Origin of the sequence: Dyadobacter sandarakinus (assembly GCF_016894445.1) — a bacterium.
GTDB lineage: Bacteria > Bacteroidota > Bacteroidia > Cytophagales > Spirosomataceae > Dyadobacter > Dyadobacter sandarakinus.
In genome coordinates, this window is sequence record NZ_CP056775.1 from 5,313,534 (window position 1) to 5,333,761 (window position 20,228).

15 protein-coding genes are annotated in these 20,228 nt (G+C 45.8%); 1 reads left to right on the forward strand and 14 read right to left on the reverse strand.

Translation table 11 applies throughout. The annotated features are described in order from the left end of the window. The first annotated feature begins 11 nt into the window (after nucleotides 1-11). Nucleotides 12-401 (forward strand): HIT family protein, encoded by a 390-nt coding sequence (locus HWI92_RS21965; RefSeq protein ID WP_204659297.1) that lies wholly within the window; start codon nucleotides 12-14, stop codon nucleotides 399-401. Between the two features lie 6 nt (nucleotides 402-407). Here HWI92_RS21965 and HWI92_RS21970 read toward each other — a convergent pair whose 3' ends face one another. From HWI92_RS21970 to HWI92_RS22035, 14 genes are all read right to left on the reverse strand, one after another. Beyond that, nucleotides 408-1,874, reverse strand: a complete 1,467-nt coding sequence (locus tag HWI92_RS21970; protein ID WP_229248467.1) for a capsule assembly Wzi family protein — start codon at nucleotides 1,872-1,874, stop codon at nucleotides 408-410. 103 nt (nucleotides 1,875-1,977) lie between these two features. Beyond that, entirely contained in the window at nucleotides 1,978-3,399 is a 1,422-nt protein-coding gene (locus tag HWI92_RS21975) for a capsule assembly Wzi family protein (protein ID WP_229248469.1), read from the reverse strand. Nucleotides 3,400-3,452: 53 nt separating this feature from the next. After that, nucleotides 3,453-4,871, reverse strand: a complete 1,419-nt coding sequence (locus HWI92_RS21980; protein WP_204659299.1) for a capsule assembly Wzi family protein — start codon at nucleotides 4,869-4,871, stop codon at nucleotides 3,453-3,455. A 29-nt stretch (nucleotides 4,872-4,900) separates the two neighbouring features. After that, entirely contained in the window at nucleotides 4,901-5,902 is a 1,002-nt protein-coding gene (locus HWI92_RS21985) for a sugar transferase (protein ID WP_204659301.1), read from the reverse strand. 533 nt (nucleotides 5,903-6,435) lie between these two features. Next, entirely contained in the window at nucleotides 6,436-7,485 is a 1,050-nt protein-coding gene (locus HWI92_RS21990; RefSeq protein ID WP_204659303.1) for a glycosyltransferase, read from the reverse strand. A gap of 31 nt (nucleotides 7,486-7,516) precedes the next feature. Then, on the reverse strand, nucleotides 7,517-8,626 hold the full coding sequence (locus HWI92_RS21995) for a glycosyltransferase family 4 protein (RefSeq protein WP_204659305.1): 1,110 nt from the start codon (nucleotides 8,624-8,626) through the stop codon (nucleotides 7,517-7,519). 10 nt (nucleotides 8,627-8,636) lie between these two features. Then, on the reverse strand, nucleotides 8,637-9,788 hold the full coding sequence (locus HWI92_RS22000) for a glycosyltransferase family 4 protein (RefSeq protein WP_204659307.1): 1,152 nt from the start codon (nucleotides 9,786-9,788) through the stop codon (nucleotides 8,637-8,639). A 460-nt stretch (nucleotides 9,789-10,248) separates the two neighbouring features. After that, on the reverse strand, nucleotides 10,249-11,781 hold the full coding sequence (locus HWI92_RS22005) for a DUF1501 domain-containing protein (RefSeq protein WP_204659309.1): 1,533 nt from the start codon (nucleotides 11,779-11,781) through the stop codon (nucleotides 10,249-10,251). A gap of 8 nt (nucleotides 11,782-11,789) precedes the next feature. Beyond that, nucleotides 11,790-13,406, reverse strand: coding sequence for a DUF1800 domain-containing protein (locus HWI92_RS22010; RefSeq protein WP_204659311.1), 1,617 nt, complete (start codon nucleotides 13,404-13,406; stop codon nucleotides 11,790-11,792). Nucleotides 13,407-13,736: 330 nt separating this feature from the next. Beyond that, entirely contained in the window at nucleotides 13,737-16,001 is a 2,265-nt protein-coding gene (locus HWI92_RS22015) for an alpha-L-fucosidase (RefSeq protein WP_204659313.1), read from the reverse strand. 96 nt (nucleotides 16,002-16,097) lie between these two features. Continuing rightward, nucleotides 16,098-17,429 (reverse strand): hypothetical protein, encoded by a 1,332-nt coding sequence (locus HWI92_RS22020; RefSeq protein ID WP_204659316.1) that lies wholly within the window; start codon nucleotides 17,427-17,429, stop codon nucleotides 16,098-16,100. Continuing rightward, nucleotides 17,419-18,159 carry a glycosyltransferase family 2 protein gene (locus tag HWI92_RS22025; protein ID WP_204659318.1) on the reverse strand — a complete coding sequence of 247 codons (741 nt, stop codon included), beginning with the start codon at nucleotides 18,157-18,159 and terminating at the stop codon, nucleotides 17,419-17,421. Before HWI92_RS22025 ends, HWI92_RS22020 begins: the two co-directional genes overlap by 11 nt. 45 nt (nucleotides 18,160-18,204) lie before the next feature. After that, on the reverse strand, nucleotides 18,205-19,338 hold the full coding sequence (locus HWI92_RS22030) for a glycosyltransferase (protein WP_204659320.1): 1,134 nt from the start codon (nucleotides 19,336-19,338) through the stop codon (nucleotides 18,205-18,207). Next, the gene (locus HWI92_RS22035; protein ID WP_204659321.1) at nucleotides 19,320-20,216 is read right to left on the reverse strand and encodes an NAD-dependent epimerase/dehydratase family protein; all 897 of its coding nucleotides are present in this window, start codon (nucleotides 20,214-20,216) and stop codon (nucleotides 19,320-19,322) included. Before HWI92_RS22035 ends, HWI92_RS22030 begins: the two co-directional genes overlap by 19 nt. Nucleotides 20,217-20,228: the final 12 nt, after the last annotated feature.

Sequence of the window (20,228 nt, forward strand, 5' to 3'; positions counted from 1 at the left end):
ACTAAAACAATATGGCTTCCATATTTTCTAAAATCGTCAACGGGGAGATTCCCAGCCATAAGATTGCTGAAAATGACGAGTTCCTGGCTTTTCTTGACGCATTTCCGATTGCTGCCGGGCACACTTTGGTGATTCCTAAAAAGGAGGTGGATTATATATTTGATTTGGAAGATGATGTTTATTCGCGCCTTTTTCTATTTGCCAAAACACTGGTACCTGCCTTGCAGAAGACAGTACCCTGCATTCGCATCGGCATCAGCGTGGTAGGATTGGAAGTGCCTCATGCACATGTGCACCTGCTGCCGCTGAACAGCATGGACGATGCAGATTTTAGTAAAAAAATCAAGGTGTCACAGGAAGAACTTGCTAGCCTGGCTGCTGAGATCAGGAGTAATCTTTGATTGTTATCAAAAAGGAAAATCCTTACGAATTCCCAGCGTGAAGCCCTGCATATTGGGATAGAGTTCACCAAAATCAGCGGCGTAAGCACCTTTGAGCGTCATTCCACCCAATGCATTGATCCTGGTCTGAAGGCCCAGAATACCTGAAAACTGCGTAGGAGTTCCATGGAAAGGCTCGGCATAAGTGCCTGCATTGCTGGTGTATGAGAGCTTGGTATACCAGTTGATCCGCCTTAAGAGTGTACCTTTTAATCCGGCATGCAGCATGAACACCCGGTTGTTACTGGTAAAGTTGTTGGCAAAATTCGGCCATTTCCACTTAGTTTGAGAAGTAGGCGGGATAAACGGACTTCCAATGGTGCGATCGTAGTACGACCATCCGTCGAGCACCTGCTGATTATTGAAATAATCGTCACGGCCGCGGAGCTTTCCCTCTGTGAGCACAAATACATTCCCCCCCTGGTTTTTGGTATACAATACTTCCACCACACCTTCTGTCACTTCAAAGCCTGCTCCGTATGAATTTTTTCTCCGGATACGTACGCCGCTCAATCCGTCAGCTACTGTGGTGAAGTAAAACAGCGAGCCATCTTCATAGATAAACTGGCGGTACAGGAAAATGCTGGTACTGTAAGTTTCAATTTCCATAGCCAGGTCCAGCGAGCCGAGGTGATTGCCGATGCGGCTGGTACTATCGAAGTAGGTGATGTCATCCCCTTTACCGCCAATTGTCCCGAAAACTGCTGCTATGTAGTTTTTGAAACCGTGCGGCATATCTCCGCTCTGGCCAGTTAAGTAGGGCGACCTGCCGCCCCATTGTACCTGGTGGTTGAATCCACCATATAATTTAACCCTGGAATCTACTTTCCCGATCCTGGCGTATAGTGCTTTTTGGTGAAATTTGAGCTTGCTGGTGACCGGCCTGCCTTTTTCAAAAAGTCCGTCTGAATAGAAAGCATTAAACGAAATCCAGCCATTTGTAAAAGGTACTGCGACAAACCTGGTAGTTCCCAGCTGGATTTTCGGGATTGGCAATGCATTGCCGGACCAGGGATAGGATCCCGATCCGATGGTGGAATCCGCCAGGCCGAGCGCCTGTTTTTTTCTTCCTACAAAAAGCTCCCAGTTTTTGAATCTCAGCGTACCATGGATTTGAGGAAGCAGCACTTTTGTGTTTTGTGAAAAATTAGCGACTGCTTCAACCCCAATGCCAGCCCGCCAGGTATTCCGGGGTGAAAGGGACTGGTATGCTTCCAATCCTGCCCGCATCGTTCCGGCCGAACCATCACGCGGTACGGTACCGAACTGGTTGGCCTGCATCCAGAAGGGGGTCCTGCTGCCTGTGCTTCCCATACCGCTCACCTCTATATAGTTCGTTACCGAATCGGAGTAAGCAGTTATTTCCTGATCGGGTACAGACTGACAGATACTGGCCAGAGGAAGCAGTGAAAAAAGGAAGAATAAAAATTTCATAGAGATGCCTTCAAGCTTTTCATCCTATTTATAACGATGAGTATTAGCCGCATTTGTCGTTTTTTTGACTGCTGGCAGTGTTTGTGTAAAATAGTACGGGCTCTTAGTCCAGAAAACCATTTTTTCGTAAACCAACCAATATGCCGGATGAATTGGAATATAGCCTGCCAATATCGGACGATATCGTTGAATAAATGCTTACCCCTCTCAGTTTTTTAAAACTTTTTTCGGCCGACAGTGCCAATGAAAGTTGCTGTTTTACATCTTCAAAGGGACTCAGGAATGTGCCCGAGTTACGTGAATAGGTGCCTTTGAATCGGATCAGTGTGTGGTGCCAGATGGCTTCTACCCCGGTGTGAAATGCCAAAAAGCGATTATTATTGGTGAATTCACCAGTGTTACGGGGAAGGTCGCTCCGGGTTATGCCTGCTGCTGGCGCCAGGGGTGTGCCCATACCCTGTCCTTTGTACGACCATCCGTTCCGGTAAATGTAATGGTTGTAATAGTTACCCTTTTCATAAATGGCCAACCCACCGGCTGGCGATCCGTTTTGCTGGCTTTCAGTTACCACAACTTCTATCAACAGGCTGCGTACATCTAGCCGGGACGATTCGGCACCTGTCTTGCCTGACTTACGTATACGAAGCCCATTCAGACCATCTTTCAGGTTAATAACCCGAAAAAGAGAACCCGTTTCATAGATGTTCTGCCGGTATACAAAGTATTCCCATTTTTTACCCTTCCATTCACCGCCCAGATCAATGGTGCCAAAATGATTTCCAACTTTGCGGTGCTCGAATGTTTTACCGGTGGCCATGTACCAGTAAGCTTTGGAGCCAGGCATATTGTACAAAGGCATAATGTCTTTTTCACCTCCCCAGATGACCTGATGATTAAAGCCCAGGTAACCTTTCCATCGGTCTATGTTTTTACCAAAACGCAGGTAAAGGGTTTTCTGGTGAAAATAAGTGCGGTCTACCTGCCTGACACTACCATAGTTGATTCTGCTGCTGCCCAGATAACCGTCGGAGTAGGAAGCTTTAATGGCTAAAAGTCCATCTGTAATGTAGAGTGGCAAATATTCGGGAATAGCGATTTGTATGCGTGGAATTGGTCTTGCATTGCCTGAAACGGCGAGTGATCCTGAGCTCATGAGGGTATCCGTAAGTCCGGCGATCATGCTTTTTTGTCCTGCAAGTATTTCCACAGCACCGACTTTTGCACCGAGATAGGCATCGGACACAAACAAGTTGTCGTATTTACGTCCATAGCTCCCCACTGCCTCCACACCGCCGATCCACTGAAAGGTACGTGGGTTATTGGGATTGTAAATTTTGTAAAGTCCTGCTTTTGCCAGCCCGAAGTTGCCATCCCGGGGAACACTTCCGTACTGATTGGCATACACCCAGAAGGGTGTTTGCCCGCTTGCACCGGAAAGCATAACCGAGGCATTGAAGTATAACGTTGAATCCTGTGCGTAGGTGTTGAGTGTGACGCAGAGTACCAGTATGAGGCAGATTCGCATCTAAAAGTAAGCAGACGTTGAAATGGACGGCGCGTTGATGTAAGTTATTGATTCTATCTGAAATATCCTGCTCTTCGCCAGCCGATCATAATTGCCTGACTGGCTGGAAAGAGCTTACCGTAGTCACCTGCAAAAACAACGGACACATGCGAGCGCCCTAAGATGTTTACAGGCAGTTCCGCCTGAATAAACAAGCTTGCCTGGTTAACAGGCGATTCAAAAGGGGCTTTGTACAGCCCGATATTATTGGAAAAAGTGCCCTTTAATGTAACATTCAGATCTTGCCACGAAAGATCAGCCCCGGCGTGAAAAGCACTAACCCTGTTATTGGAGGTGTACGATATAATGGGAATTTTCAGATCATCCCGCATGGAAGCCTGGGGAGCAATCAGCGGAGTTCCGAGCGTTCTGCCCCGGAAGGACCACCCCTGGTTGTAGATATAATGGTTGTAATAATTGTCCCGGCCGAAGGTGCCGGTGTTGAAGTCAAAGATGGCGCCGCCCTGATTTTTGGTGTAAGCGTATTCAAGGAGAATGGCATTGAGGTGCAGGCCCTGGTTAGCCTGCTTCCTGATACTCTTCAGGCGGATTCCTGCTAGTCCGTCCGCAATGTTGGACAGGTCAATGAGTGAACCATCTTCATAAATGCTCTGCCTGTATAAAAAGAGCGTCCAGCTCTCACCCTTCCATTCTGCTCCCAGATCAATGGTGCCAAAATGATTTCCAACGCGGCTGTGGGCCCAGGGTTTTCCAAAAACAACATATTTGTAAGCTTCCGGCTTTTTAAGTCCGTCAGAAAATATGAGGTCTTCTCCTCCCCACATTGCCTGATGGTTGAAGCCGCCATACAAGTTCAGTCTTTGATGTGCTCCACCAAGTTTCAGGTACAGCATTTTGTGGTGCAGGTATGTGGCCGGGACGTGCGTGACATTTCCAAAGTTAATGTCCGCACTTCCCAGCAAACCATCTGAGTACGCGAAATTGAAGCTGATAAAGTCATTTCCGGGAATGAGATTCATGAAGCCCGCGCTCGCAATCCATATTCTGGGATATGGCCGTGCATTGGCAGACAAGGCCAGTGAGCCGCTGGTGAGAAGTGTATCTGTAAGACCAACCTGATTTTTCTTTTGCCCGATCCCAACTTCAACGTTACCGATTTTCCCTGCTAAGAATACATCAGTAAAGAATGCAGAGGACTTTTTACCGGCATTTGCGATCATTTCAAACCCGCCGGACCATTGAAAAAAACGGGGGTTTCCGGGATTGTAGACTTTGTGTGCCGCAAGCTGTGCTGAGAGAAATGAGCCTTCATAAGGAACACTACCATACTGATTGGCATGGAGCCACAGCGGAGTGTTGGCCGAGGAAGCCGCAGCCGTAATCCGTCCCTGAAAAGTAAAGGTAGAGTCCTGAGAAAAGGAGCCTGCAGTACTTGTTACGTATAGCAGTAACAGTAGAGTAAAGCTCCTCATACCAAATAGTTGATAGTGTACGGGAATTTTCAGCGGCCTCTTTTGCCAAAGATGACAAATGCTGTAAGGAAAATGATCTTAAGTTCCAGGAAGAGACTCCAGTTCCTGATGTAATAAAGGTCGTACATCAGCTTGTGCCTTGCATCGTAAATCCCTGCTCCGTACGAGTACATTACCTGTGCATAGCCGGTAATGCCGGGTTTGATGTTGTGCCGGTAATTGTAGTAGGGAATCAATTCGTCAAAGGTCTCCGTGAACACCTGACGCTCAGGTCTCGGACCAATCAGGGACAGGTCACGACGGAATATATTGATGATCTGCGGCAACTCGTCGATGCGCGTCTGCCGCATGTAAGAGCCATAAGAAAAGGTCCGGGAGTCATTTTTCTTCGAGAAAGAAGCACCATTTGCCTCAGCATCCAGACCCATTGAACGAAATTTGATGCAGTAAAATGGCTTTCTATCCATTCCTACGCGTTCCTGGTAATAAAATACGGGGCCGGGAGACTGAAATTTGATCCGGAAAAAACTGAATATCCAGACCGGGAAAGTAAGCAGGAAAAGTATGATCGAGATCGTAATATCGATGATCTTCTTGGGGTAGCGGATTCTGCGGCCGAATACCGGGATCACCAGCAGGTTAGGATTGATCTCCGAAATGTTGTCCGGGATGTAGACCTTTTTAAGATACTTCTCGCAAAAGTCATAAACAGTTGTGATCCGGATTGACTTGTTCTTGCGTATTACAAGTTCATATATAACGCGGTTCCGACGATCGTACTGCGGATTGGTAACAAGGTGTATCTTTTCAAACTTGTCCAGCAGTGGACGTACGGTATGGTTGAGAAGGTAGTCGTCGTTATCGGAATGGGGGATGAGGATAACCTCTTTGTATCGTTTGAGAAGTGCTGCAAGGTCATACTTCTGCAAAAAGTAATCGTAGCTGGTAACGATCAAAACTTCCTCTGACGTTGCAGTTTTACTTAAAAGCCGGTGAATATACCTGCGATCAGATACGTAAGTGTTGCCCATATGTGTGTATTTGGTAAATAGAACTTAACCGAAAAAAGCTAATCTTCTGCCCGATCACAAGTTTATAAATAAACTTCTATAATATAAAATATAATATTAGCGTCCTTAAAATATCACTTTACCAAGGAGTCTTTCTTCCGGTGTATGTCAGGGTGATTTTGCTTGCTCAACTAATTGACTTATAAATTCATAAGAAGCAGATAACAAACAAAATTTTCTTTTATAGAGGAGCCGCTCGATCAATATTCCGACCTGCGTGAGTTGATTTGCGCATCAATATAGCACTTTTTTCAATGTTAATCCTGACAACCCCACATTAGATGATTAACAAGGCAGCTTACAAACCCCTGAATACGTCCGTAAAGTCCTGGTAGCGCTGCTCTCCTCTTACTTTCGAAATTCAAGAAAGTCAGAAAAGTTTGTTTGTAAAATACTCAGTTTTCAGGTGGCTGGGTTTGATGATCAAACGGTAGCTTTAAAGCGTAACCTTACTGCTTTATTAGCAACTTAGCCGTAAAATGCAAGTTGCAGCCTTAATACAATGCCTTGTATGCCTTGTACATCAGGTTAATTGTAAAGTTTTCCTCGTACGACCTTCTGGCTTCTTTTCTGGCATTTGCAAGCAGTTGGTCATTGTTCATATACCGTTTGATTTCCCTGATAAAACTTTCCGCATCGCTGCTGACAGCTGTGCCGTTCTGACCATTCAGAATCTCGCTGATGCCACCAACATCCGAGGCAATAACGGGCACTCCATAGCACAAGGCTTCCAGAATAGAAACAGGCAGGCCTTCGTAACGGGTAGGCAGCAGAAAAAGATCTGCCAGCGGAAGCAGGCGGTGCGCATCATTTATTTCACCGAGGCAAAATACATTATCAGGCAGGCCTGTCATCTTTTCTTTATTGCCGATCCAGAAAAAATTGACGGGTTCATCTGAAAGCTGTCTTGCAATTTCTAAAAAAAGAGGAAAGTTCTTTTGAGGCGAAACACGGGCAATGCACATGATTCTGAAACCCGGTTTGGAAAGAATCACGTCTTTGGCTTTGTCCAAAACGTTGGTATCATAGGCAGCAATGGTATGATCAGCAATGCCGTTCGCAATGGCACACACGTTTGTACTAATGCCTTCTGCAAGCATATTGACGTGGTCATAGCGGCTTACACCAACAATATGCCGGGCCTTGTTTTGCAGCAACTTTTCCAAAAAGAGAAATTTCCGGTTGGCATGTCTTACCGAATCAAAACCGTGAACGGTATAAATAATTTTGGATGCAGGAAGACAAAGGCGCCCCAGTACACCGATTTTGGAAGAATGCAGGTGAATAATGTCGGGCCTGAATGCGCGATTCGCTTTTCGCAGGCTTGCCATAACGCGCATATCCTTCAACAGGCTAACCTCGCGTTGCAGGTCCCTGATTTTCCAGCGCTCCGCATCAGGTGGCAAAATATCCCACAATCCACCCTTTTCGGATGATGCGACCATAACCTGGTTGCCGTCGCGCAGGGCTTCTGCTACCAGATTATTTACTACGGACTGAGCCCCGCCGATTTCTGCCAGTGTGATGATATGTAGTATTTTCATTCAGGTAATTTAGCAGCTTATTGACGTACCTTCAAGCCCGGCTTTTGGGTGTTGTTAAAGTAAAAGCCTCAATTGCAGCCGTCAATGATTCCGAATAGGTTTGAACATGGCTGAAAGCGGTAAATGCCACATCTGAAAGCACCTGATAACTTTTCGGGTCCTGGCAGGTTGCAAGCAATTTCTCTAATGACCGGGCAAAGGTGTCGGTTGTTGAAATATCGGCAAAAATGGCACTCACACCGTCAGTTGCATAATTGGGGATCTCTCCCACCGGCGTCACAAAGCATACCAGTCCGTTTTGCATGGCCTCTGCTACGCTCATCGCCATTCCCTCAGCGTCACTCAGCTGGATTAAAAACTGATATGTTTTGATCACCTCCTGTTTCTCTGCAGGTACCAGTTCTCCTTTAAAAGCAATCACGGATTCCAGGCTGCAATGCCTGATATGTGCCAAAACCTCGTCCAAAGCTCCGTCATTTCTGCCGTAAATGTCCAAAGATGCATTCAGGCCTTTACTTCGCAGATAGTCAATGGTATCGATTGCGAGGGGAATGTTCTTGGTCCGATGGATTCGTCCCAGATAAATAAAGCGTAGTTCGTTTTTATCAAACAACTGATGAAGATTTACAACAGGCGATTTGTTTGTGATAAAAGAAATGGTTGTGACCTCGGTGTTCGGGTTGAACTTCGCTTTGACAAACGCTGAAACAGCAGCAGAATCTGTAAAAATGGTATCAGCCAGGCAGATTGCCGATTTTGTAAAATAAGCATCCAGCCGGTGGAAGAATGTAGTATTATGAACAAAGGAGATGAAAGTAACCTGTTTCCTGAGCCGCTTGACAATGATCCCGATCATGGAAGCCCGCCATAGCGAGCATATCATTACGTCGGGTTTAAACTGAAGTGCAAAGGAAACCATTCGGAAAATGGCTGCCGGATAGTGAAGAAGGGGCGAAGGAAAAGCGTGAAAACAGGATTTTTCCTCCTCGCTGAAATGGGCAATCATCTTCTGGTCCACCTTTCCCAGTACCAGTACTTTCAGGTTGAACTGACGGTGAAGTTCCGGAATTGCGGAAAGTAAGGCGACTTCTACTCCGCCAATGTGAATGTCATGGAGAATGTAGAGGAGCTTTTTTTTCAAATGACCTGATTTAAATGCTTTTAGATTGCCCTTCCAGTTTCGTCCAGCTCATGAGGCTGGAATATTCGCGGACCATCGCAGACAAACTGAAAAATTTGTCATAGTATGCCCTGGCACCTTTCGATAGTTTTTCAGCGATAGCCGGATTCTCGTATATGAATGAGATTTTTTGTACAAGATCCGCCGGATCTCCGCAGCGGAAGTGAAGGCCATTTTCTCCGTTTACAATAAATTCCTCTACTCCGCGGACGCTGGTTCCCAGGAACACCTTGCCATGACCCATCGCCTCCATCATAGAAAAGCTCATTGCTTCTCCTTTGCTGGATTGTATGTAAATATCGACGCTGTTATAAAACGCTTCCATTTCGGGCTTGTTGATCAATCCTAAAAATTCAGCATTACTTTCCTGGCCCAGTTCCCTTACCAGGTTTTCGGTTCTCGCCCGGTTGGGGCCGTCACCAGCCATTTTGAACACATACCTGGTTCCGGTATGGGTTGTGTTGAGCATGTGAAGTGCGCGGATCACCGTGTCGTAATCCTTGACATCGTCAAACCTTGCAGCCATTCCAAGCGTAACCGTATTTAGCGCAATCTCCTGGTGGGTTGCCGGAGTACTGCTCAGAGGAACGTCAAGCCCATTTGGGATGACCCTGATCTTTTTGCCAAAAATGCTGGAAAGCGGCTTCATGGATTTGATGTATCCGTCGGCATAGGTGCGTGAGGCAGGAACTACGTGATCGTAAAATGCCAGGGCTGCATAGGCATGCACGTATTCTTTAAATGAAATCAGATTCAGCGGATGCTGTTCCACGACCACGATCGTGGCTTTTGAATTAGCAAGTTTGTAGGCCGAAATTCCTATAAACGGAGATGCAGATACTACCAGAACGTTTTCGGGCTTGTAGTGCTGCAGTTGGCGGTAAATGCCGATTTGCGATTCCAGATCAACCAGTCCGGATTTTTTCCGGACGAAGCAGGTTTCGACCTTCAAAGCATTAAGTTCATCCAGGTAAGACGGTGTTACGCCAGCTGTTTTCCCATGAAATATGAACACAATGTCTTCTTGCGGAATCTCAATGCCTTTTACATAGTTTATACCAACCTGAGTGGCACCGCTCAATCCGCTAAATCCAATGACTGCCAGCTTTTTGGGAACTCCCATAAACTCAATTCAATTTTCCTTCTAAGTATATCAGCACTTCCATACCGAACCTGGGTGTATCTGCATGGAACCTGCTGTCAGGCAGCACATACGGTACTGACCGATAAAAGTATTGTTTAATATCTGATTGACCAATGCAATGTGACACTCCCCAAAATCAAAACCTCTTCCGATGCCGGAAGAGGTCAGGGCTTGCTCAGTAAAAGCAAACAATTTTGTAGAAATTGGTGATCTCTATTGCATCGGGCCTTCAAATATACCGGCCAATAGCTGAAATGAAAAGGTAAATAGAGAATCGTTTATCTGCTGGCCACTTGCCTGACCGAATGGTAGTTTATGACGCTATTTGTAAAAGATGCGTTGATTTACCGGTTTTCTGCACCTAAAGCCTTTTGCTACCATCAGTAAAGGCCGGAAAGCAGGATGAAATTATTTGTAAGTAAAATGAATTTCAACCAGGTCAGCCGGTGGTTACAATATTGTAATTTCCCAGGAGCCGCAACTCACCTCCTTTTTCAACGTGAATGTTCCTGACCGTAAGATCCTGGCCCACATCCACAATGTGCCCTGCCTTGATCCTGACATAATCACTGGTCGCAGGCATGCTGCCGGCAGTCCAGATACCACGGTCGGGCCAGGAACCCGAGCCTGTACTTTCGATCACATTGGAGAAAATTGAGGTTGTTTTATGGTTGCCGAACATGACGGCATTCGTAGTGGCAGTGGTTACTCCAAACCAATCCGTCAGAATATCGGTGTAAATCCTTCTGAAATCGATCTGCATTTTGATATCCTGATTTTTATTACCCGAGGTTGTGGTAGGTGGCTCCATATCGCTCGTCAGATCCGGGTTAGTCCCTACGCCCTGGCGTTTGATATTGGTTCCGAACACAAACATAGGTGCCGCAATACCATGGTCGGTACCCTTGGAAGTATTGGAGGTAGCCCGTCTTCCAAAGTCTGAAAATGTCATTCCGATCACTTTATCTTCGGTTCCCTGCAGTTTCAGGTCATTCTGGAATGCGGCAATGGCGTCAGACATTTTCTTAAGCAGCACCGCGTGCATACCTTCCAGCGGAGTGGTTCCAACCTGTCCGGCGTGGGTATCAAATCCACCCATTTCTACAAAGTAAATCTTGGACTGTAGCCCGCCATGAATGAGCTTGGCTACGATTTTCAACTGTTCCGACAAATCATTGGTGGCAGAGGCAGTCGGGTAAGTAGCGAGCGTCTTGCCGGTATCCGCAGCCTGCTTAATCCGCGAAGAATACCCGATTGAAAGTACCTGCTGCTGCTTTATAAACTGGATCAGCTCACCCGCATCGCAGCAGGGGAGCCCCTCGGAGGATACACTTCCCAGCTGTCCCATCATCTGATAAAACTTGACGGGATCTTCAAAAGAGACATTCATCGGCTGCACAGAACCTTTCAGCGTAGTCGTATCCACATACCCGATCTGAATGGCCAGCGGATCAGACATTTGTGCATTCGGGTAGTTGGCAGGAAATCCCGGAAATCTGTTTTCGAGGTACCTCGCCGCCCAGCCTGTTTCTGAGTATTTATCGGCACTCACGCCGGTCATCAGAATATCCGTAGACCTGACGTGCGACTGATTGGGATTGGGGTAGGATACGGAATGGACAATCGCCAGCTTTCCGTCATTATACATGTCCCGCATGCCGGTCATCGACGGGTGGAGACCCGTTTTCAGATTGCCCGAAAGTTTCAGCACGTTACTTTCCGGGATTGCAATGTTGCTCCGGAGGTTGTAGTATTTGGAATACTGATCCAGCGGAATAACAGTATTAAGACCATCGTTGCCGCCATTGAGATAAATGATGACGAGAATACGGTCTGATACTGCCGCATTGGTTTTTATAATGGATTTTACAAGCGAAGAATTTTCGTTAAAACTTTTCACACCCAGACCATTAACGGTCAGCGGCAGGATCATGGACGAAGCAGCGGCGGCTATAAATTCTCTTCTTTTCATAGTGTTGTTTAAAAAATATGGTACTCGGCCATTCTCATCATATACCGCATCACCAGCTGGCCTCTCCACTTTACTGCATTCTGATTGTTGATGTTTGAGGGGTCGGTACGGTACCGGTTCATCTCACCCACGAAAGTATTTCGAGGCAGGCTTTTCATCATGATTGTGTCGATCAGGAAGTTCCTTTGTGCATCGTTTAATGGAAACACAAAAAGGTTTCTCGACATTTCTTCAAAGAAGTAGTCCGCAGTGATCGAGGGCGTTCCGGCCACATCGGAAAAGTTGGGCTGCAATGCTCTTGCCCAGGCAAGAAAGTCGATGCCTATGAGGTCGCCGGGTGCAATTTCAATGTAGGGATGCACAAATTTGTCGATCTGCGTGCCCCGGATCCCCAGCGTATTTCCATTGATCCAGTTTTTTGAATACCCTGTCTGATAATAAGGAATTGAACCAAAAACAAGCGGCTGGTTAAGCAGGTCGAGCTGCAGGCCGGCCATGTTCCAGTGCACAAACTCCATCAGCTTCCGGAATGCAACATAGTCGGTAGTGCGATCCGGAATGCGCTGACCGAAAAACCGGACCATACCGATCGCAAACTCCGTGGGAGATTTGACGATGGCGCCAATGTTTTTCTGGTCATAAAATATCTGACTGGTAAAAAGCTTTTCCAGTACTTTCTGAATGCTGAAATTCTGCTGTACAAAGTAGGTGGCCAGTGGGACAATCACGTTGGTTTCCATTTCCTGGGTGACTTCCGGATTGACATACCACCGGTAAAGCTTGCGAACAATGTGCCTTGGCGCCTCCTGGTGAGCCAGAAGCATATCAATCAGCTCGCCAAGTTCCGTATCACCGGCGGTTGCTCCGCTACGGCCGGTGATGGTTTTGGCACCATAATAGTCTGAAAACTTCTTGTTGGTTGTATCATGCCGGGCAGGGTCAAAGCTGGCTCCGAAACTGTTTGGCTGCGTACTTACCACCCATCCTGTAAGAACTTTGGCAGCGGCCTTTACATCATCTTCGGTATAATTCAGCTCACCTGCAAAGTTCTTTTGTCCAACAACAAAAAGCTCCTGCAGCTCCCGCGCATAATTCTCGTTGGGGTTCCCGGCCTGATTCACGTTTCCATTTTGAAAAACCAGCATTCCGGGATCCTTCGTCATGGCAATGATCAGGTCGCGAAAGCTTTTCAGGCCTTCTGTTCTCAGCAGCGTCAGGAATTTGTACGATTTACGGTAATCCCCGACAATGCCCTGGCTGACCACAAAGTGATTTTGCCAGAAAGCAGTAAGCTTTTCTAAAACGGAAGGCTTGCCATTTTGCTCGCACATCAGTCCAACCCACCAGTAGCGTATGTATACGTTAAAGGTATTCTGGCGTGCATTGTCGTAGGTGAGATTCAGAAAAGGCTGACCCGCGGTCGGTTTTGATTCATCGTAGTCTACCGGGGGAGCAGGATTGAGCGTTACGGCAACATTGTCCATCAACCTGGAAATCGCTGCGGCTGGTGTCAGTCCGGTAAAGTCTACAATTTCCTGCTTCGTAGGGCCAAAAGTAGCCCTCCGGAGCAGGTGGGCTGCGGTATGTGCGGTAAGTTTCTCAGTGTATGTATCTAAATATGGCATTTTAGAAGAGTTTAATCATTTTGCTGCTGATCGAATGTTTAGTCATATAGCACACAAGTCTTTAAGATCCTGTCAGACAAACCGCATGAATAACGCAGATTTTTACAAATAAGTTTTAATGTAAAATAGAAATATTTTTACGTGACAATGGAGATTGTGCCGTGAGAATATTTGCTTTGCCTGTATTCTACTACAAAGACATCATATAGCTCCGGGGCATATGCTTACATTAAATTTTGCAAATATTTTGGATCAAATACCATACAGGTACATAAAAAAAGAGAGCAAATGACCGCTCATCATCTGCTCTCTTCCGGAGAATAATTCGTTTTAATAAACTTCAATACTTGCTATCGTAACGCCGCTGCCTTTTTGGTTTGGTCCGTCGGGCTTTACGATCCAGAGGTGTACAAACTGGGCTTCGGTAGGTTTGATGTGATAGGTAATTGTTTTGCTCTCATTATCCTTGATCACGGCAGTCTCATTGAATTGATTCTTGGTAAGCCCCGTAGTGAGCTTCATTTCTGTGGCAAATCCTTGTCTGTGAAACTTCACGACCACTTTGGTGATCTTGCGGACATATAAGAGATCAATGGCGGAAACCCATTGGTAATCACCGGAAGCACCACCCGCCGAGTCTGGATCCCCATCATTCATATTGAATGCATAGAGCACTACCGCATTGGGCCCAAGTTCCTTGTAAGGCGGCACGTGAGATTGGAAGTTGATAGGTTTTCCAAGGGCGATGTCACCTGTTTTACTTGGAAGAACCTTGAATTTTAAATCAATGATCTGACCGAAGTTATCTTTCTTGACAGGTGTAATGTCACCATTTGCATTCAGAATCATATTACCCGTAATACGGATATGCTCCGTCTTGGGCAATTGGTCGAAGGTACTGGATGCATAGTCTTCCCGCTCATTTTCCTGAATACCAATGTAGTATACCATGCCGGCATCCAGTTGTATCGGATCCAGATCAGTGTATTGGTACCCATTGACAAAAGTCTTTGAATCTCCTTTAAAGGTTTCGCTGAGTACCGGATAGTTATTCCAGTATTTCTTGATAATCAGATTCTTGTCAGCGCCTGGTTTTGTGCCTTTTCTGCCTACCTGGTACAATTGCAATGGTTTGTCACCAACAACGAACACCATCCCGCGGTAGTAATCATTTGCTTCTTTTGCCGGGCTGTCACCACTTACGGGAGATTTAATGAAACTGGTCAGTGAATTCCTGGTCGCTGTTGGTGCAGCTTGCCTGGCATTAGCGGCGACGGCAGTTGGCGGTGGTGTTGCCTTGCCCCGGTTTGCTTTTACAAAATCACCTATTGTTTTCAGCACATCTTTATAAACCGGAGGTATCATTGTACCGTCCGGAAGGGTAGGCCAGTTGAGTATGAAAGTTGCACCCGCCGCCCAGTTTCTTTTGATGCTTCTGATGATCATTTCGGCCGGTTTGAACTGGGTATCTTCCATTTCCGACTTTTTCTTGATCGTATAGATAGTGTCTAGCAGGTTCAGTGCTTCGGCCGACATCTTCTTCTTTGTTTTGGGCCGGAATCCATCCACCAGGGTCGTTTCCAGAAGCGTGTAGGCCCGGCCTTCAAAAATAGTGTAATCGATCAGCGGGTATTGCCAGAGGTTACCCATTGCGGCAGTGCCGGGATTAACACCGATGATGTGCCAGGGATTGTTATGACGCATGATCGGCGCATTGATCTTCCATCGAAAAAAATCGGGTTCAATAGCACCTTTGGGATACAATGCAGGGTCACTAGCGCCAACATCAAACCAAAACCCATCAATGTTCATCAGGGAGAGCTCTGTGACAAGCCCGGTATTACGGGGTCCCCAGCCCGATTTGTCACTTGGGTCGGCATTCACTCCGCTTTTACCAGGAATTTTCTTGCCATTTTCATCCACAGGATCATTATAAATACTGTCTGCCGAGAAGTACACCATGACCTTTATATCCTGTTCATGGCACGCATCAATCAGTTCCTGGAGATAATTTCTTTTCGTCTTTAACTCCTTCTGTGTAGGTGTTTTACTCGGCCACATCCTGATTGAGTCAGTGGAAAAGGCAGAGTAGTTCAGTATTTTCGCGCCCATCGCTTTGAGTTGAGCGGCCCATTGTTTTGCATTAAACTTTACTGCCTCTGCTTCAAATTCTGCAATGCCTTCCTTCGTGTACCGGATTGGATATTGATATGGTCCAAAGGTCAGAAAGGCACCAAACTTTGCCTCAGCATGCCATTTGGCGCGGTATGGATGCGCGGTAAGCCCTAATGCTTTGGTCACTGAATCATTTCCGGAAGTAGCCTTCACTGTGAAATTAAAATCCCCTTCTCTGGTAGGCGTACCCGTGATTTTTCCATCAGCGCTCAACTTCAGTCCCGGAGGTAGCTGACCACCTGCCAGGGCCCATTTGATATCGGTTCCTCCTGTGGCTTTAAGCTGGAAGTACTCAAATTTCTCAGTCAAACTCCATGATTCATAAGGCATGTTGTCCACAAATGCCGGATAAATTGCATTGGACCGGTCGAGCAGGTACTTTTTATGTAATCCGGTAGTGGTCGTTATTGTGATGGCCATAAGCAGTCCTTTTATCTGGGCGTGTTAAAATATTTTTCAGTCCATTTCACAGCATGGGCCTGGGCACGAGATCGTGATGTACGGAGTCAGTTGTAACTACGATGTCGGAGGAGCAAGTGTCACTTTGTTCCTGTGTGCATTTTGCAGGATCAGAAAGATGACTTTGGCAAGTATATAGCAGACAAACAAAAATAAAATCGTCCAGAAGATGAAGTTGCTGTAAACGTTGATATCGTCGATCAATGTTGGGACTTTCAAAGCGATCAATGCAAAAAACAGATAAGTTGCATAGCTCATTTTGAAAGGGTGTACGTACTTGTATATGTTTCGCATGTATCCTACAAAGAGGCCCACACAGAACGAATATCCGATTCCCCCATACAAACCGAAGAAATAATAGGCTATAAAATTGTGCCTGGCATTGGGCCCGCCTCCACTCGTCATATTCGTATAGTATTCAAAAATATCACTGCCAATGAGGCGGGGCGGCGTAATGTCGAAGCCAAGATTTTTAAGTACGGTACCCCATCCCGGGTAAAAGGCATACTTGAAAAATGAGGTTTCTGTAATCGAATTCATCACATTTTCGTAGTACCCTAATAAAAATACATCTCCGCTGGACATAAACCTGAGGTACAGCTGCTGCAATGCACTTTCAGCCCCGGCACCTACCTTTATAATCAGCACTGCCACCGGAAAACTGGCAATCAGCAGAATAACAGGCAGAGAAAGTTTGATTTTTTGCATTTTCCCCGTCCTGATCATCGGAAAAGTTAGAATGAAGTAGGAATGGATGAAGATCACAATTGCCCCCTTGGCGCCGCTGCTAAGTACTCCCACAAGGAGAAGCATCAGCGTCAGGACTTCCAGCATGTTCCATTTTTTTCCTCTGACAATCCTTTTATAAAACAGACTTACAATCGCCAGACTGCGGAATGAAGATATGAACACCCGTAACACACTATGATCACTGAAAGCGGTAACATGGCTTTCACTATCGCTTACAATAACAAGCCCTACTGTGGCAAGTGATACAATTTCGAATACGATATAAAAGCAGCATACCAGGAAAACAAAGACCTCAAATTCGTCCGTGCCCACCTGCTCATCTGGTTTGAACTCAGGTATTTTGTCATTATATACCTTCAAAACAGGTAACTGGTGAGAGACAATCATTCCTGCCAGGATCGCAATTTCTGTATAAATGAACGATAGCCCATACTCCGGTTTAAGGGTGTCCATATACCACAGCAGCCAGACACAAAATGCTCCTCCTGCAAAATTGATGACCGTGAGGAACATAGGATCAAGAATGCCCCAGTAAGCCTTTTTATACACCACAAAATATAAAAGCAGGAATGCTCCATATACAATGGTGAATAGTTGCAGATTGTCAAATAACAAAGAGAAAAGTTCACTAGCTCTCACCTTGTATCGATTTTTTTAATCCTGAAATTCGCCTTCTCAGCCAGACATAGCCAGCAAGTGCCGGTCCAAACTGACGATTCATAATTGCCACAATATCTTCTGCATAATGGTCATCGGACAACGTCGAACTTCGTCCCTGATCATTATATACTGAAATCAGTACGGGAATGTACACAAACCTGGCAGGATCCTGTGCATATATTTCAAGGTTGTAAACGTGATCGGCAAAGTACTTATACCGCGTATTATACCTCTTGGTCCTGAAAACAGACTTTGGATAGAAGATCGCCTGGTGAGAGATGTTACAGAGTGAGAAGCGCATCAGGTTTATTTTACCCTGATATATTTTGTTACTTCCTTTCAGATAAGTATTGCCATAGTACACCGACTCAGGTGTTTTAAAATACATCACCAGTTCTTCAATCACGGTTGGAGTAAGCAGCAGGTCATCTGCTCCCAGGAAATAGGCCCAGTCTCCCGTGGCATGATCCAGTCCCTTGTTCATGGCATCATAAATACCATTATCCTTTTCCCTGATATGCAATGCGATGCGATCCGGGTATGACTGAATCAGTTCACTTGATCCATCCGTAGAGCAGGCGTCGATAATAATATATTCGATGTTGCCATAAGTCTGCGACAAAACGCTTTTAATCGTATGTTCCAGGGTTTCAATCGCATTATAAACTACAGTGATGATTGAAATTCTGGGATACAGGTGGTCTTTCATTTGTATCGGGTGTATCCTTGTAAGTTAGCAAGCGACATTTGGCTATCAGGCCAGCACATCAAGGATATCTTTGCCAAAGTTGTAAATGTTGCTATTGTAATCAATCTCTTTCCGGGGAGCGCCGCTGACCAGCAGCTCTCTCATTCTGGTTGCAAGCTCCGTGTCGGAATGGGCCGGAAAAAACATGCAGTTTTGCTGGATCTGTTCTTTATGAACATCAATGTCGCTCAGCAAAATAAACTGGCTCAGCGCTTTGGTATCTTCCACCACGGTGCTCCATCCTTCAAACAAGGAAGGCTGAATGATTGAAATTGCATTGGACATGAGCACCAGCTGATCTGCCCTGGGAATAAAGCCCAGGAACCTGATCCACCTTTCCAGACCATTCTCGGTAATGTAAGTTTTGAGCGTCTGAAAGTAATCCTTGTTCCTGTAATCGTTTTCACTTCCGGTAAACACCACCTGAAAGTCCAGGTTTTCTTTGCTAAGTGCCTTGATGGCTTTGAGGATCACGATGTGGTTTTTATGTTTCCAGAACTGGTTGGGCGACATAAAAAACGGCCGGTCAATACCATACTTTGATTTCAAACCCGCAAGATCCACATGCGAAAAAGGAGGGAGTGCGGATGCAAATCTCAGCAACTTCAGATTACATGTATGCTTTGGGAAAAACTTCACGAAATCCTTCCTGGCACTTTCACTGCTGAAAACGACGGTGCTGCCGCTTTTAGATATCACCAGCTGATTGTGTTTCCTGGACTTTACTTCCTCATCAGGAAACATCTCAGGAAGGTACCACTCCTGAAAGTCCGGTATCCAGTAATACGGCTTCTTACCCAGGCAGATACTTTCATTGTATGGATATACGGTTTCGGGTAACTGATGATAATAAATGGATTTACCCGTAACTATTTTTCTGATCTTGTTAAATGCTTTTTTCGCAAACGAAGGATTCAGATCTGCGGGAATAAGGTCCAGATAAGGATATTGAGTGGCAAAAAGATCCTCTATCGGGCTGGTAGGTCCATGAATGATCACCAGCTTTGGTTTAAGTGCATCTTCCAGGGTATTAAGTGCCCGTACGATATTTAAGATGTAAATCATCCCGCCAGACCATTTTTCATAATCTGAGAGGAAAAGTAATCCGATTGACTTTCTTGCTATAGCTTGCTGATCCATGTGTAATAATTTTTAAGGCCGTCCTGAAGGCTGAATGCAGGACGATACCCCATTGACTTCAAAAGTGAGACATCTGCCTCCCAGTAAAGCGGGTCTCCGGCTTTGACGGACCCATTGAATTCAAAAGATTTGGTGACCGTGAAAAACTGCAGGAGCGTATTAACAGCCGTATGAATGGTGATGGCCTCTCCATTTGCGACATTAATGTGCTCACCCATGCATCTGGCTGCATTTAAACAACAAAAAATGGCTTGTACCACATCGTCGATGTAAATAAAGTCGCGCGTTTCATTGCCTGTGCCAAAAAGCATTATCGAATCCGACTTTTTTGCTTTCTCTGCCAAGTCCCAGAAAAGTTGCTTCTTCAAGCCGGGGCCATAGGCAGAAAATATTCTTAAAGAGCAGGTAGGTATCTTGTATTGTTCATGAAACATACTGCAAATCTGCTCAGCCTGCATCTTGTGAATGCCATAGGGGCTGATTGGGGCAGGAGCAAAGGTTTCGACAATTGGAAGTTCCTGAGGATTGCCATAGACCGCCGCACTTGAAAGATTGATGAACCTGCATCCGGGTTGATACAGCCTGATCGCATCAAGTAATTTGAAAACATTATATGTGTTCAGGGTAAAGTCGCGCAGGGGATGCAGGATGGAGTCCGGCACGCTTGCTGCACCGGAGCAGTTGATGCAGGCATCAAACTGGATACTCTGGAAAATACTGTGATAGTCAGCATTGGTGGCATCGATGATGTGATAGTTAGCCTTCCCGTATTCGGCTACTACATCACATTCGTGCAGTTCATAGCCTTCTTTTTCCTGAATAAAGCGGGCAAGACTTTTTCCGATAAAACCATATGAACCTATTACCAGTATTCGCATTATATTGTTCGT